This window comes from Variovorax atrisoli (assembly GCF_014195185.1).
GTDB lineage: Bacteria > Pseudomonadota > Gammaproteobacteria > Burkholderiales > Burkholderiaceae_C > Variovorax > Variovorax atrisoli.
The window spans coordinates 123802-136804 of sequence record NZ_JACIBG010000003.1 but is presented as its reverse complement, the minus strand read 5'-3'; the positions used below and the strand labels follow the sequence as shown (position 1 = coordinate 136804).

12 protein-coding genes are annotated in these 13003 nt (G+C 69.9%); 6 read left to right on the top strand and 6 right to left on the bottom strand.

The window, feature by feature from the left end; all coding sequences use genetic code 11:
• The first annotated feature begins 124 nt into the window (after window positions 1-124).
• Window positions 125-1066 (top strand): pca operon transcription factor PcaQ, encoded by a 942-nt coding sequence (gene pcaQ / locus FHY06_RS11760; protein WP_184605193.1) that lies wholly within the window; start codon window positions 125-127, stop codon window positions 1064-1066.
• Window positions 1063-2295 carry a DUF418 domain-containing protein gene (locus FHY06_RS11755; RefSeq protein WP_184605191.1) on the top strand — a complete coding sequence of 411 codons (1233 nt, stop codon included), beginning with the start codon at window positions 1063-1065 and terminating at the stop codon, window positions 2293-2295. Before pcaQ ends, FHY06_RS11755 begins: the two co-directional genes overlap by 4 nt.
• Here FHY06_RS11755 and FHY06_RS11750 read toward each other — a convergent pair.
• Window positions 2268-2888, bottom strand: a complete 621-nt coding sequence (locus tag FHY06_RS11750; protein WP_019653453.1) for a LysE/ArgO family amino acid transporter — start codon at window positions 2886-2888, stop codon at window positions 2268-2270. The two genes, FHY06_RS11755 and FHY06_RS11750, sit on opposite strands and share 28 nt — an antisense overlap.
• A gap of 107 nt (window positions 2889-2995) precedes the next feature.
• Between FHY06_RS11750 and FHY06_RS11745 the strand changes: the two genes are divergently transcribed.
• Window positions 2996-3460 (top strand): Lrp/AsnC family transcriptional regulator, encoded by a 465-nt coding sequence (locus tag FHY06_RS11745; RefSeq protein ID WP_145761847.1) that lies wholly within the window; start codon window positions 2996-2998, stop codon window positions 3458-3460.
• Here FHY06_RS11745 and FHY06_RS11740 read toward each other — a convergent pair.
• Genes FHY06_RS11740 through FHY06_RS11725 form a run of 4 tightly spaced genes read right to left on the bottom strand, consistent with a single transcriptional unit; the run spans window position 3457 to window position 8282 of the window.
• Complete coding sequence (locus FHY06_RS11740) at window positions 3457-3864, bottom strand: YbaN family protein (protein WP_184605189.1); 408 nt, start codon at window positions 3862-3864, stop codon at window positions 3457-3459. The two genes, FHY06_RS11745 and FHY06_RS11740, sit on opposite strands and share 4 nt — an antisense overlap.
• Before the next feature lie 7 nt (window positions 3865-3871).
• The gene (locus tag FHY06_RS11735; protein ID WP_019653452.1) at window positions 3872-4966 is read right to left on the bottom strand and encodes a mechanosensitive ion channel family protein; all 1095 of its coding nucleotides are present in this window, start codon (window positions 4964-4966) and stop codon (window positions 3872-3874) included.
• Entirely contained in the window at window positions 4966-7212 is a 2247-nt protein-coding gene (locus tag FHY06_RS11730) for an FUSC family protein (RefSeq protein ID WP_132750573.1), read from the bottom strand. Before FHY06_RS11730 ends, FHY06_RS11735 begins: the two co-directional genes overlap by 1 nt.
• A gap of 2 nt (window positions 7213-7214) precedes the next feature.
• Entirely contained in the window at window positions 7215-8282 is a 1068-nt protein-coding gene (locus tag FHY06_RS11725) for an inositol monophosphatase family protein (protein WP_019653450.1), read from the bottom strand.
• Between the two features lie 110 nt (window positions 8283-8392).
• Between FHY06_RS11725 and FHY06_RS11720 the strand changes: the two genes are divergently transcribed.
• A complete protein-coding gene (locus FHY06_RS11720) occupies window positions 8393-9151 on the top strand; it encodes an RNA methyltransferase (protein WP_126184527.1) in 759 nt (252 codons plus the stop codon).
• 57 nt (window positions 9152-9208) lie between these two features.
• Window positions 9209-10012, top strand: a complete 804-nt coding sequence (gene cysE / locus FHY06_RS11715) for a serine O-acetyltransferase (RefSeq protein WP_311733694.1) — start codon at window positions 9209-9211, stop codon at window positions 10010-10012.
• Window positions 10013-10042: 30 nt separating this feature from the next.
• Here the strand turns inward: cysE and cadR are convergent, their stop codons facing one another.
• Window positions 10043-10513, bottom strand: coding sequence for a Cd(II)/Pb(II)-responsive transcriptional regulator (cadR, locus tag FHY06_RS11710; RefSeq protein WP_019653447.1), 471 nt, complete (start codon window positions 10511-10513; stop codon window positions 10043-10045).
• 70 nt (window positions 10514-10583) lie between these two features.
• Here cadR and FHY06_RS11705 point away from each other — a divergent pair, with 70 nt between their 5' ends.
• Entirely contained in the window at window positions 10584-12929 is a 2346-nt protein-coding gene (locus FHY06_RS11705; protein WP_126184525.1) for a heavy metal translocating P-type ATPase, read from the top strand.
• Window positions 12930-13003: the final 74 nt, after the last annotated feature.

Here is a 13003-nt window from a genome sequence, read left to right as displayed (position 1 = left end):
TGTCTCCGTTGTCCGGGCAACTCTAGGTGCGCGGCGGAGGCGGCACAACTGAAAGCTCTTCTGCCAGCTATTCCAGTTGGTTATATTGAAGCTGCCATTCTCCTGAGGAAACGCCGTGTCAGACATGAACTTTGGGCGCCTGAAGATGCGCCACCTGCAGTGCCTCGTGATGGTGGCGCAGGAGCGCAACCTGGTGCGCGCGGCCAAGGCGCTGTCGCTCACGCAGCCGGCCGTCTCCAAGACGGTCGCCGAGCTGGAAGAGATCGTCGGCCGCCAGTTGCTGCTGCGCCGCCGGCGCGGCGTGGAGCTCACGCCGGCCGCCGAGGTGCTGGTGCGCCATGCCGTCTCGGCGCTGCGCGGTCTGCGCGAAGGGCTGGGCCTGGCCACGGACCAGCCGGAGGCCGACCAGTTGCGCGTCGCCGTCGGCGCGCTGCCGAACATGGTGGCCAACCTGCTGCCCGAGGCCGTGGCCTCGCTGCATGAATCGCAGCCCGCGCTGCGTGTGCGCGTGGTGAGCGGCACCAACGCCCAGCTGATGACGCAGTTGCGCCAGGGCGAGATCGACCTCGTGCTCGGCCGCCTCGCGCAGGCCTCGGCCATGGCCGACCTGGCCTTCGAGCAGCTCTACAGTGAGCCGCTGCTGCTGGTGGCGCGGCCGGGGCATCCGCTGGCGGCGCGGCGCAAGCCGCCGCTCGACGCGCTGGCGGGCCATCCGCTGGTGCTGCCGGTGTCGGGCACCTTGATACGGCACACGGCCGACGCATTCCTCATCGCGCAGGGCATGGCGCTGCCCGGCCGGCTGGTGGAGGCGACGGACACCAGCTTCGTGCTGGGGCTGCTTCAGCGCTCCGATGCAGTTTGGTTCGCGCCGCAGGGGGCTGTCGAAGGGCTGGTCGAGCGCGGCGAACTCAAGCGGCTGGCCATCGACACCACCAGCACCGAAGGGCCGGTGGGGCTCACCATGCGGCGTGGCGACGAGCCGGCCGAAGGCACGCAGCTGCTGATCGAGGCCATCCGCGAGATCGTTGCGGCAAGGCACCGAGCGATCGAGGGAGTGCAGGCATGAGCGGCAGCGAAAAGACGATGCCCGGCGAGCGCCAGTCGCTGGTCGACGCCCTGCGCGGCTTCGCGCTGCTGGGCATCCTCGTGGTGAACATCGCGAGCTTCTCCTCTACTTACTACGGGGTGGGCATACCCGACCCGATGGCGCAGTCGGTGCTCGAACGCGCGGCGCTGCTGGTGCGCACGCTGGTGTTCGAGACCAAGTTCTACCTGCTGTTCTCCTTTCTCTTCGGCTACAGCTTCACGCTGCAGATGCAGTCGGCCGAGCGCGGCGGCAAGGCTTTCGCGCCGCGCATGGGGCGGCGGCTGGTGGGGCTGTGGGTGCTGGGCCTGGTGCATGCGGTGGTGCTGTACCACGGCGACATCCTCACCACCTACGCGGTGCTGGGAGCGGTGCTGCTGATGCTGCGGCGTCGCAGCGACGTGTTCATGGCACGCGCCGCGGTGTTCCTGGTGCTGGCGACTTCGCTGCTGTGGGCGGGCATCGGCTACCTGCTGGTGAAGGCGGGCGTGTCGAACGACACGCGCACGGCCTATGCGGATGCCGTCGCGGCGCTGGCGGCGTATCGCGGGACGCCCTTCACCGTGATCGTGCAGCACTTGCGCGAGCTCTCGCAGATCTGGTGGATCACCGGGCTGGTGCAGGCGCCGACGGCGCTGGCGATGTTCTTCGCGGGCTTCATCGCGGGGCGGCGCGAGCTGTTCGCCAATGCCGATGCGTATCGGCCGCTGTTCAAGCGCCTGCTGCGCTGGGGGCTGGTCATCGGACTGCCGGGTGCTGCGGTGTACGCCTTTCCTTCGATCCGGCTGGACAACCCGGTGCGCGAGCTCTACGGCCTCGCGGCCACGCTGCTCACCGCGCCATTCCTCACGGCAGCCTATGCGGCCGGCTTGGTGCTGCTGATGCTGTCGCCGCGCGGCCGGGTGATCGAAGACGTGCTCGCACCGGCAGGCCGCATGGCGCTGACCAACTACCTCATGCAGTCGCTGGTGTGCGCATGGCTCTTCCTGGCCTACGGCCTGCGCTGGATCGGCACCGTGGGGCCGACGGCCGCCACCGGCATCGCCTTCGCGATCTTCGCGGCGCAACTGGTGCTGAGCCGCTGGTGGCTGGGCCGCTTCGTCTACGGGCCGGTCGAGTGGGTGCTGCGCGCGTTCACGAACCTGGAGCTTCCGGCGATGCGGCGCAAGCCCGAGGCTCCAGGTCAGCGCGGCAGCAGCGTCGACAGCTGATACACCGCGAAGGCCAGCAGGATCGCGCCCGACAGCCGGTTGATCCACTGCATGGTCTTCGCGCTGAGCTTGTGCCGCACCGACGACACCATCGTCGACAGTCCCAGCCACCACAGCGCTGAGCCCAGGAACACGCCGAGCACCATGGTCGCGGCCTGGGTGCCGCCGGTGGTGCTGCCGGTGGAGATGGAAGCGAACACCGCGACGAAGGACAGGATCGTCATCGGGTTCGCGAGCGTCAGCACGAAGACCGAGAGCGTGGCCTTCAGCGGCGTGGTGGCGTCGGCGGCCTGACGGGCTTGCGTGGCGACCGGCGCGCGAAGAAGCTGCACGCCCATCCAAGCGAGAAATGCCGCGCCGCCCAGCGCCAGCGGCACGCGCGCGGCCACCATCGAGGCGATGACGGCCGACACGCCCAGCGCACCGATGGCGCCATAGAACGCGTCGGCCAGCGCGGCGCCGAGCCCGCTGAGAAAGCCGATGGTTCGGCCGTGCGCGAGGGTGCGCTGGATGCAGAGCAGGCCGATGGGGCCGACAGGTGCTGCGATGGAGAGGCCGATGACGAGGGCCTTGAGGAAGAGGGTAGAGTCCATTCGTAAATTGTCTTTACGACTTGGCCTGAAGAGAATGGCGAAGCTCAGGCGGAATGCGCTTTCCGCCTTAAATTCAAGACGAATCGATCGGCTGAAGCCTGAAATCCATGGAAATCGACAGCAAGAACTGGCAGATCCTCGAAGTGCTGCAGGCCGATGCCCGCACCTCGCTCACCGCGCTGGCGCGCCAGGTCGGCCTGTCGGTGCCCTCGACCTCGGAGCGCGTGAAGCGGTTGGAAGAGGCCGGCGTGCTCGCCGGCTATCGCGCCGTGGTGCCGCCGCGCCATGTGGGCTACACGGTGATGGCGCTCGTCGGCATCACCACGCCGCAGCCCGACAAGGCGCGGCTGCTGAAGCTGCTGGAGGGCAGGCGCGAGGTGCTCGAATGCTTCCACGTGACCGGGCAGGACTCGTACGTGCTGAAGGTGGCCGCACGCGACATCGAGCACCTGGAAGCCTTCGTGAGCAGCATCAACCACCTGGGCGAGACGCGCACGTCGATCGTGATGTCGGTGCCGATTCCTGCGCGCCCCATCGCCGCGCCTGAACTGGAAAAGCCGCCGCGCCGCTAGACCGGAGGCAGCGGCCGCGACCACAGCCACGCCAGCACGCAGGCCATGCACCCGATGGCCAGGCCGGCGAGCCACGCGCGGTGCGCGGTGAACGAGACGATCACGGCGCAAGCCGCCATCGTCACGGTCGCGCTCCACTTGGCGCGCCGGCTCACGGTGCGGCCGTTGTCCCAGTTGTGCAGCAGCGGGCCGAAGAGGCGGTGGTTCAGCAGCCAGGCATGCAGCCGGGGCGAGCTGCGCGCCGCGGCCCAGGCGGCCATCAGGATGAACACCGTGGTCGGCATGCCCGGCACGACCACGCCGATGAGGCCCAGCACCAGGCACAGCACCGCGAAGGCATAGAGCAGCGCTCGCGTGAGCGCGGACTTGCGTTCGGGCGCGGGGGCCGGCTCGGGCTTGTTCAAGGCAGGGTCAGGCCGGGGCCTGTCCCGGTTGCGGTTGCTGCGGCAGCTGCTCGCGCTCGGGCAGCCCGTCGGCCGTGATGCGCATCTTCGGCAGGAACTGCGGGTATTCGCGCTGCATGAAGTCGATGAGGCCTTCGCGCACGGTGCAGCGCAGGTCGAAGGTCAGGCCCGAGGTGGCGGCGGTGCAGAGCACGCGGATCTGCATCGTGCGCTCGGTGGCGTCGGTCACGCGCAGGTTGAAGAAGCGGCCGTCCCACTCGGGCGCGGCCTTCACGATGCGCTCGACCTCTTCGCGCAGCGGCGCGAGGGGCATGCCGTAGTCGACGTAGATGAACACCGCGCCCAGCAGCTGTGCCGAATGCCGCGTCCAGTTCTGGAAGGGCTTCTCGATGAAGTAGGTGAGCGGCAGGATCAGGCGGCGCTCGTCCCAGATCTTCACGACCACGAAGGTGCCGGTGATTTCCTCGACGCGGCCCCATTCGCCTTCGACCACCAGCACGTCGTCGATGCGGATGGGCTGCGCCAGCGCGATCTGCAGGCCGGCGATGAGGTTGCTGAACACCGGCTTGGCCGCCAGGCCGGCCACGATGCCGATCACGCCGGCAGAGGCCAGCAGGCTTGCGCCCACCTGGCGCGCGCCCGGGAAGGTCATGAGCATCATCGCGCCGCCCGCCACGACCACCACGGTCATCGCGGTGCGCGCGAGCACGCGCGTCTGGGTGAGCACGCGGCGGGCCTGCAGGTTGTCGGCGACGTCGGAAGGATGCTGCGCCAGCACGCCTTCCGCGAAGCCGCTGATGGCCTTCACTGCCAGCCAGGTGGTGGCGGCAATGAGCAGCAGCCCGGTGAAGTGGCGCACGTTGCCGATGAAGCGCAGGTCGTCCGGCGCGCCCTGCCACACCATGGTGAGTGCCACCAGCGGGAACACGAGCCGGGCGGGCGCCCTGCAGTTGACCACCATCGCATGGATGGCCGGTGCGGGGCGGGTGATCCGCCTGAGCACCATGCCGACGATGCGGTGCGCGAGAAGAGAGAGGGGGACTGCGATCAGGGCGGCAAGCCAGGTGCCGAACCAGGGGTGGGCAAGTATCTCTTTGGTCATCAGGCGGGAGTCGTCTTCGCTTGTTCTGTTGTCTCGTTCAGAGGTTGAAGAATGCGCGCTGCGTCGTCGCGTAGCTGCGTGGCGAGTGCCGTGGCCAGGTCGAGCCGGCGAAGCAGCCAGGGGCTGATGTCGTTGTCGAACGGGTCGGGCAGGGGGATCGGGCCGCCGACCGTGGTCGAACCGGCACTCTCGGGGTGGGAGGGACCGGTGGTTGGAATAGTTCCGATGGCGGCCTCGATGCGCTGCGCGGTGCGGCCGATGGGGCCTTCCACCTCGGCGGGCGTGAGGCGGTCGCGCCGCAGCACCAGCATCGACTTCACCGCGCTGAGCTGCGCGAGCAGCTGGTAGCTGTGGGCCTGCAGGTGCTCCAGCGGCTCCAGCGGCGGCTGCACCGCGCGCGGCTCCGACAGCGAGCGCTGCGTGGCCTGCACCAGCGCCGAGAGGCTGTCGTAGGCCTCGCGGCGTGCAAGGCGCCATTCGAGCTCGGGGCTGCTGTCGATGGCCTTGAGCTGGCCCAGGCCCAGTGCCAGCCGCGCATGGCGGGCCTGCGCGGTGAGCACGCGCGCGACCAGCGCCGGCAGCTGCGTGCGCTCCCACGAAGGCAGCACGTAGCAGAAGGCCCAGGCGAGCGCGGCGCCGATGAGCGTGTCGGCGATGCGCTCGAACAGCGCGAAGATCGGCGCCACGCCCACGTTCAGCATGTGGGCCTGCACCAGGCCCAGCACGGTGGCGGCCACCGCGGTGATCAGGTAGCGCCGCACCGCGAAGCTGTGCGCGATGGCCTGCGACACCGTGACGATGACCAGCAGCCATAGCGCCGACGGATGCGCCGACAGCAGCCCCACCGCGAGCACGCAGCCCAGCAGCGTGCCGGCCACGCGGGCGTTGCGGCGCTCCAGCGTCTGCGAGAGGCTGCCGCGCAGCACCACCACGATGGTCAGCAGGATCCAGTAGTCGTGCGAGCCCCACGGCATCGACACCGCGATGGCGTAGCCGGCCGCGATGGCCAGCGCGGCGCGGATCGCGTGGCGCAGCGGCGGCTGGTCCCAGCTCCAGAGCGTGAAGAAGGGGCGCAGCGACCAGTCGGTGGGGCTCACGAAGAGCTGCCAGTTGGCACGCACCACGGCCAGGTTGGGCTCGACGTCGCCGCGCGCCATGGCCGACAGGCGCAGCACCTCGTCGTTGATGTGGCCGATGCGGCTGGCCAGCCCGCGCGCGAGCATCGCGGCGGTGGGGCCGATGTGGCCGCCGCCGGCGGTGCCGTCGTCCGCCGAGACGTGGATGGCCGCCAGGCGCGGGCGGCGGTCGGCCACCGCGTCGGGCTGGCGGCCGAACATGAGGGCGTCGGCCAGGGCGACGGTCTCGTCGGCCAGCTCCTCGAGCACGCGGCGCATCTCGACGAGCGCCTCGGCATGCGCGGGGTGGGCGCGCAGGGTGTCGAGGTCGAGCTCGCTGGCCAGCAGCTGGTCGCGCATCTCGAGCACGATCACCAGCATGGCGGCAAGCCGCTGGCGGCGCGGGGTGCGCGGCGATTCGAGCACGATGTCGCGCGTGGCCTGCAGCTGGTCGGCCAGCGCGGCCTGCTCGCGCAGCAGCCGCCCCAGCATGGGAGCGGGCGTGTCGCGCACGTCGCGGGTCTCGTCCTGCGGCAGGAACTGGCTGGCCTCGGTGCGCATGAGCGCCGCCAGCGAATACAGCACGTCGGCGATCGACTGGGTGCGGAAGCGCCCGTTGAGCGCCAGGTTGGCCAGCGTGGCCCAGATCACGTACAGCCCCGCGCCCAGCCCGAAGTGCCAGGTGCGCTTGATGGCGTCCGCCATGTCGGGCGGCGCCTGCGTGGCCATGGAGAACACCATCGAGAACATCACCGCGATGGCGATCGGGATGCCCCGCTTGCCCCAGGCCATGGCCAGGAAGGCCATGAAGGTGGCGGGCACCAGCAGCAGCCCGAGGCGGATGGGGGCGCTGTGCAGCATCTGCACCGCGAAGAACAGCGGCAGCCCGATGAGCGGCGCCGGCAGCATCTGCAGGAACTTGCCGCGGCGCGGGCCGGGCAGGTCGGGCGGCGCGGTGACGATCACGCCGGTGGCGGCGGCCGAGGCCGCCATGGTGCCCAGCCAGAAATGCATTCCGGCGGAGATGAAGAGCAGGCCCAGCGCGACGGTGAGCCCGCTCGCGACGTAGTGGCTCAGCGCGATGCGCAGAGCAGCACGGACCCGGGGCGCGGCGCTGCTGGGCCCCTGCATCGTCACTTGGCGGAGGAGTTGCCTTCGGAAGGCGCGCCGTTGGCGGGGGCCTCGCGGCGCACGCGCGTGAGCTTGCGCGGAGCGGGTGCCGCCGCCGGCGCGGCCGGGGTTTCGGCTTCGGCTGCCTCGTCGGCGAAGCCCGGCACCGTGCTGCGGGCGTAGAGGTCGGCCGAGGCGTCGGCCGCGGTGCCGGCGCTCGCCTTGGCGGAGGCCGAGACGGCGCGCACGCGGTCGCTGGCGCGCAGCTTCTCGTCGACGGTGGCGAACTTGGAGTACTTGGACAGCAGCGGCACCAGCTGGCCATACACGCGCGGGGCGCCGGCCAGGCATTCGCGCTGGTCGATGAACTCGGGCTCGCCCGTGAAGTTGCCGATCAGGCCGCCGGCCTCGGTGACCAGCAGCGAGCCCGCGGCCACGTCCCAGGGGTTCAGGCCGGTTTCGAAGAAGGCGTCGGTGAAGCCCGCGGCCACGTAGGCCAGGTCGAGCGCGGCGGCGCCGGGGCGGCGCAGGCCGGCGGCGCGGGGCATCATGTCCGCCATGATGGCCAGGTACTGCTTGAAGTTGTCGCCGGTACGGAAGGGGAAGCCGGTGGAGATCAGGCACTCGTTGAGGCGGGTGCGCTTCGAGACGCGGATGCGGCGCTCGTTCATGTAGGCGCCGCGGCCCTTGGTGGCGGTGAAGAGGTCGTTGCGGGTGGGGTCGTACACCACGGCCTGCTCGATCTTGCCGCGCACCGACAGCGCGATCGACACGCAGTAGACCGGGAAGCCGTGGATGAAGTTGGTGGTGCCGTCCAGCGGATCGATGATCCAGACGTAATCGGAGTCCTTGGCGCCGTACTGGCTGCCGGATTCTTCCGCGAGGATGCCGTGCCCCGGGTACGCGCCGAGCAGCGTCTCGATGATCGCTTGCTCGCTGGCGTGATCGACTTCGGTGACGAAGTCGTTGACCTGCTTCTGGGAGATGCGCACGGCCTCCACGTCGAGGGCGGCGCGATTGATGATGGCGCCGGCGGCGCGTGCGGCCTTGACGGCCACGTTGAGCATGGGATGCAGGTTGGGGGACGACATTGGATTGTGGGAAGAACGGTGGGGAGGGCCCCCGGAGACGGCCCGGCGATGCGGGCGGCGAGAATCGGGGGATTTTACCGGCTCCGCCCGTTAGTGTCCGCCAACCCCCCATGCGCACCCGTTTCATCCTGATCCAGACCAGCCACGCCGGCAACGTGGGCGCTGCCGCCCGCGCCATGAAGACCATGGGTTTTTCCGACCTGGTGCTGGTGGCCCCGCGCTGGGCCAACGTGCTGCGGCGCGAGGAAACCATCCAGCGCGCGAGCGGCGCGCTCGACGTGCTGGCCAACGCCCGCCTCGTCGAGACGCTCGACGAGGCCCTTGACGGCGTGACCCACATGTGCGCCACCGCCATGATCCCGCGCGACTTCGGCCCGCCCACGCGCTCGCCCCGGGAGCACCTGGAGCCCCTGGCGGAACAGGGCGACCAGCACGTGGCCTTCCTGTTCGGCTCCGAGCGTTTCGGCATGCGCAACGAGGACGTCTACCGCTGCAACGTGGCCCTGAGCATTCCCACCGACCCGAAATTCGGCTCGCTCAACCTGGGCGCAGCCATCCAGGTGATCGCCTACGAATGGCGGCTGGCGCTGGGCGGCTACGAGGTGCGCGAGGCCGTCCAGCCCGTGCAGGCGGCCGACGCGCAGGCCGTGGCCGGCATGCTCGACCACTGGGAGCGCTCGCTGGTGGAGATCGGCTTCCTCGACCCCGGGGCGCCCAAGAAGCTCATGCCCAGGCTGCAGCAGCTCTTCAATCGGGCCCAGCCCACGCCGGAGGAGATCCACATCCTGCGCGGCATCGCCAAGGCGATGAGCGACGCAACCCGGCCGCCCAGGGCGGACAAGGGCGGAAAGGCGCCCGAGAGCGACTAAAACCTTATCGTTCGTACGCGAAGACACCCGGCCTTAGACTGCGCGGCCCCTATCGATATAACGACAACAGACAGAAGGCATAAGGCAGCGATGTTCTCCAGACTGCGCGCCGACATCCGGTGCATCCTCGAACGCGACCCGGCCGCTCGAAGCGCCTGGGAAGTGATCACGGTCTACCCCGGCTTCCACGCCGTGGTTCTGCATCGCTGGGCACACGCCTGTTGGACCCATGGCTTCAAGTGGCCCGCGCGCGCCATCGCACACTGGGCCCGCTGGCTGACCGGCATCGAGATCCACCCCGCCGCCAAGATCGGCGAGCGCGTGTTCTTCGACCACGCCATGGGCGTCGTCGTGGGCGAGACGGCCGAGATCGGCGACGGCTGCACCATCTACCAGGGCGTGACCCTGGGCGGCACCTCGCTCTACAAGGGCACCAAGCGGCACCCGACGCTGGGGCGCGACGTGGTCGTGAGTGCCGGGGCCAAGGTGCTGGGCGGCTTCGTCGTGGGCGACGGCGCCAAGATCGGCAGCAACGCGGTGGTGATCAAGCCGGTGCCGGCCGGCGCCACGGCAGTGGGCATTCCGGCACGGATCATCCCGTCGAAGGCGGGCGAGAGCGCCGACGTGGCCGCGCCGCAGAAGTTCTCCGCCTACGGCATCACGCAGGACGACGATCCGCTGAGCCAGGCCATGCGCAGCCTGATCGAAAACGCATCGAGCCAGGAGCACCAGATCGCGCTGCTGTGGCAGGCCATCGAGAAGCTCTCGGCCCAGCCCGGCAGCAGGGACTGCGTGCCGGGCGAGGCCGCGCGCGACCAGAGCTTCGAGGCCGACAAGCTCACGCAGCTGATCGGCAAGTAGAAGAAAGAAAGCCGCGCAGGAGTCGCGCGCTCAGCCGCCGCGCTTGGCCGGGGCGTGCAGCGCGCCGTGCACGTGGCCCGCATGCTGCCCGAAGGTCTCGGGCGCGAGCGCCGCGGTGTCGAGCTCCTGCAGGATGCCGCAGGCGTTCGCCGATTCGGGGCCGCAGCACTGCTGGCGCAGCGCCTTCAACTGCTTCTCCAGTGTCTTCAGCTCGGCGATGCGCGCGGCCACGTGGCCGATGTGGTCGTCCAGCAGCCGGTTGACCTCGCCGCAGTCTTCCTGGGGCGCATCGCGGAATTTCAGCAGGCTGCGGATCTCGTCGAGCGTCATGTCCAGCGAGCGGCAGCGGCGGATGAAGCCCAGGCGCTGGGCGTGGTCCTCGTCGTAGATGCGGTAGTTGCCCTCGGTGCGCGCGGGCTCGGGCAGCAGTCGTTCGCGCTCGTAGTACCGGATGGTTTCGACCGGCGTGTTCGCGACCTTGGCCAGTTCTCCGATTTTCATGATGCGGCAAATGGACGAGTGGACATGAGCGGTTGACTCTACACCTGCTTCAGGGTTTCCAATCGATTCCATGACGAACCAGAACGCCCTGAATCCGGCCGTGCCGCGCTCGCACGCGCACTCTCATCCGCATGCACACGAGGAGGGGCACGGCCACGATCACGGCCATGGACATGGCCACGCCCACGAGCATCCGGAGGCCAAGCCGGCCGACGCCTGCTGCGGCTGCAGCAGCACCGCCAGCCACGGCCCGATTCCGCTGGCGTCCGATGCCGGCGACGTGCCCACGGGCGCCTTGCTCTTTCGGATTCCCACCATGGACTGCGCGGTGGAGGAGTCCGAGATCCGCCGCGCGCTGGAGCCCATCGCGGGCGTCAAGGCGCTGCGCTTCCGCCTCGGCGAGCGCACCATGGCCATCACCACCGACGACGGCGTGCTGCCCGAGGCGCTTGCCGCCATCCGCAAGGCGGGCTTCAAGCCCGAGCCGCTGAATGCGCCTGGCGTGCAGGCCGCTCCTGCTGCACCCGCGAAGATCGCCGGCATGAGCGCCGGGCTCGCGCGGCTGGTCGCGGCGCTGGTGCTGGCGATCGCGGCCGAGTCGGTTTCGTTCATGGGGCTGGAGGGCCGGGGCTTCATGGTGTTCGAGATGGCACTGGCGCTGGGCGCCATCGGCCTCGCGGGCCTCGACACCTACAAGAAGGGCTTCGCGGCGCTGGTGCGCGGGCGCCTGAACATCAACGCGCTGATGGCGGTGGCCGTCACCGGTGCCTTCATCATCGGACAGTGGCCCGAGGCTGCCATGGTGATGGCGCTCTACGCGATTGCCGAACTCATCGAGGCCCGTGCCGTGGACCGCGCGCGAAACGCCATCCAGAGCCTGCTGGCCCTCGCGCCCGAGCAGGCCGAGGTGAAGCAGGCCGACGGCAGCTGGAAGACGGTGATGGCGAGCGAGGTGCCGCTGGAGGCCATCGCGCGCATCCGCCCCGGCGGGCGCGTGCCGCTGGACGGCATCGTCACCGAGGGCACCAGCGCCATCGACCAGGCGCCCGTCACCGGCGAGAGCATTCCGGTCGACAAGACCGTCGGCGACCAGGTGTTCGCCGGCACCATCAACCAGACCGCTGCGCTCGAATTCCGCGTGACGGCCGTGGCCGCCAACACCACGCTCGCGCGCATCATCCACGCGGTCGAGGAGGCGCAGGGCTCGCGCGCGCCCACGCAGCGCTTCGTCGACCGGTTCGCCGCCATCTACACGCCCGCCGTCTTCGTGCTGGCGCTGGCCGTCGCGGTGCTCACGCCGTTCTTCATGGACTGGACCTGGACGCAGGCCATCTACAAGGCGCTGGTGCTGCTGGTCATCGCCTGCCCGTGCGCACTGGTCATCTCCACCCCGGTCACGGTGGTGAGCGCACTGGCCTCGGCTGCGCGGCGCGGCATTCTCATCAAGGGCGGCACGTACCTCGAAGAGGCGCGCAAGCTGAAGGCGGTGGCACTCGACAAGACCGGCACCATCACCGAAGGCAAGCCGAAGCTGGTGGCGTCGTCGCTGGTCGGCGAATCCTCGGCCGGCAACCAGGCGGCGGTGTTCGCCATTGCCGCCAGCATCGCGGGCCGCTCCGACCACCCCGTGTCGAAGGCCATCGCCGAAGGGTTGAAGGGCGAGCAGGGCGAAGTCGCCGACTTCACCGCGCTGCCCGGCCGTGGCGTGCAGGCCGTGCACGCGGGGCAGGCGTATGTGCTGGGCAACCATCGCTTGATCGAGGAGCGGGGGCTCTGCACCCCGTCGCTCGAAGCCGAGCTCCAGCGCCACGAGGAGGCCGGCCGCACCGTCACGCTGCTTGCTTCGAACGAGGCCGTGCTCGCGCTCTTCGCCGTGGCCGACACCATCAAGGAATCGTCGCAGGCGGCGGTGGCCGAACTGCGCTCGCTCGGCGTGGTGCCCGTGATGCTCACCGGCGACAACATCGCCACCGCCAGGACCATCGGCGCCCACGCCGGCATCGAGGACGTGCGAGGCAACCTGCTGCCCGAGGAGAAGCTCGACGCCATCAAGGCCATGCAGCAGCGCTACGGCGCGGCGGCGATGACCGGCGACGGCATCAACGACGCCCCCGCGCTCGCGCAGGCCGACATCGGCTTCGCGATGGGCGGCGCCGGCACCGACACCGCGATGGAAGCGGCCGACGTGGTCATCATGAACGACGACCTGCGCCGCATCCCCGAGACCATCCGCCTCTCGCGCCGCGCGCACTCGGTGCTGTGGCAGAACATCACCCTGGCGCTGGGCATCAAGGCCGTGTTCTTCGTGCTCGCGGTGTTCGGCAGCGCGACGATGTGGATGGCGGTGTTCGCGGACATGGGCGCGAGCCTGCTGGTGGTGGCGAACGGGCTGCGGTTGATGCGCACGCCGAAGTGAGCGAGGGGGCGCACGGGCAGTCCGGGAGGGCCAGGCCCGGCTGGCTGCGCGAGGTGGCTTGGGACTAACATAGG

What these genes read in the sequence shown, in the direction of transcription:
- FHY06_RS11725 (WP_019653450.1), bottom strand. Translation starts at nt 8,282, where the DNA reads ATGTCGTCCCCCAACCTGCATCCCATGCTCAACGTGGCCGTCAAGGCC.
- FHY06_RS11750 (WP_019653453.1), bottom strand. Translation starts at nt 2,888, where the DNA reads ATGGACTCTACCCTCTTCCTCAAGGCCCTCGTCATCGGCCTCTCCATC.
- FHY06_RS11755 (WP_184605191.1), top strand. Translation starts at nt 1,063, where the DNA reads ATGAGCGGCAGCGAAAAGACGATGCCCGGCGAGCGCCAGTCGCTGGTC.
- FHY06_RS11720 (WP_126184527.1), top strand. Translation starts at nt 8,393, where the DNA reads ATGCGCACCCGTTTCATCCTGATCCAGACCAGCCACGCCGGCAACGTG.
- FHY06_RS11745 (WP_145761847.1), top strand. Translation starts at nt 2,996, where the DNA reads ATGGAAATCGACAGCAAGAACTGGCAGATCCTCGAAGTGCTGCAGGCC.
- cadR (WP_019653447.1), bottom strand. Translation starts at nt 10,513, where the DNA reads ATGAAAATCGGAGAACTGGCCAAGGTCGCGAACACGCCGGTCGAAACC.
- FHY06_RS11730 (WP_132750573.1), bottom strand. Translation starts at nt 7,212, where the DNA reads ATGCAGGGGCCCAGCAGCGCCGCGCCCCGGGTCCGTGCTGCTCTGCGC.
- pcaQ (WP_184605193.1), top strand. Translation starts at nt 125, where the DNA reads ATGAACTTTGGGCGCCTGAAGATGCGCCACCTGCAGTGCCTCGTGATG.
- FHY06_RS11735 (WP_019653452.1), bottom strand. Translation starts at nt 4,966, where the DNA reads ATGACCAAAGAGATACTTGCCCACCCCTGGTTCGGCACCTGGCTTGCC.
- FHY06_RS11705 (WP_126184525.1), top strand. Translation starts at nt 10,584, where the DNA reads ATGACGAACCAGAACGCCCTGAATCCGGCCGTGCCGCGCTCGCACGCG.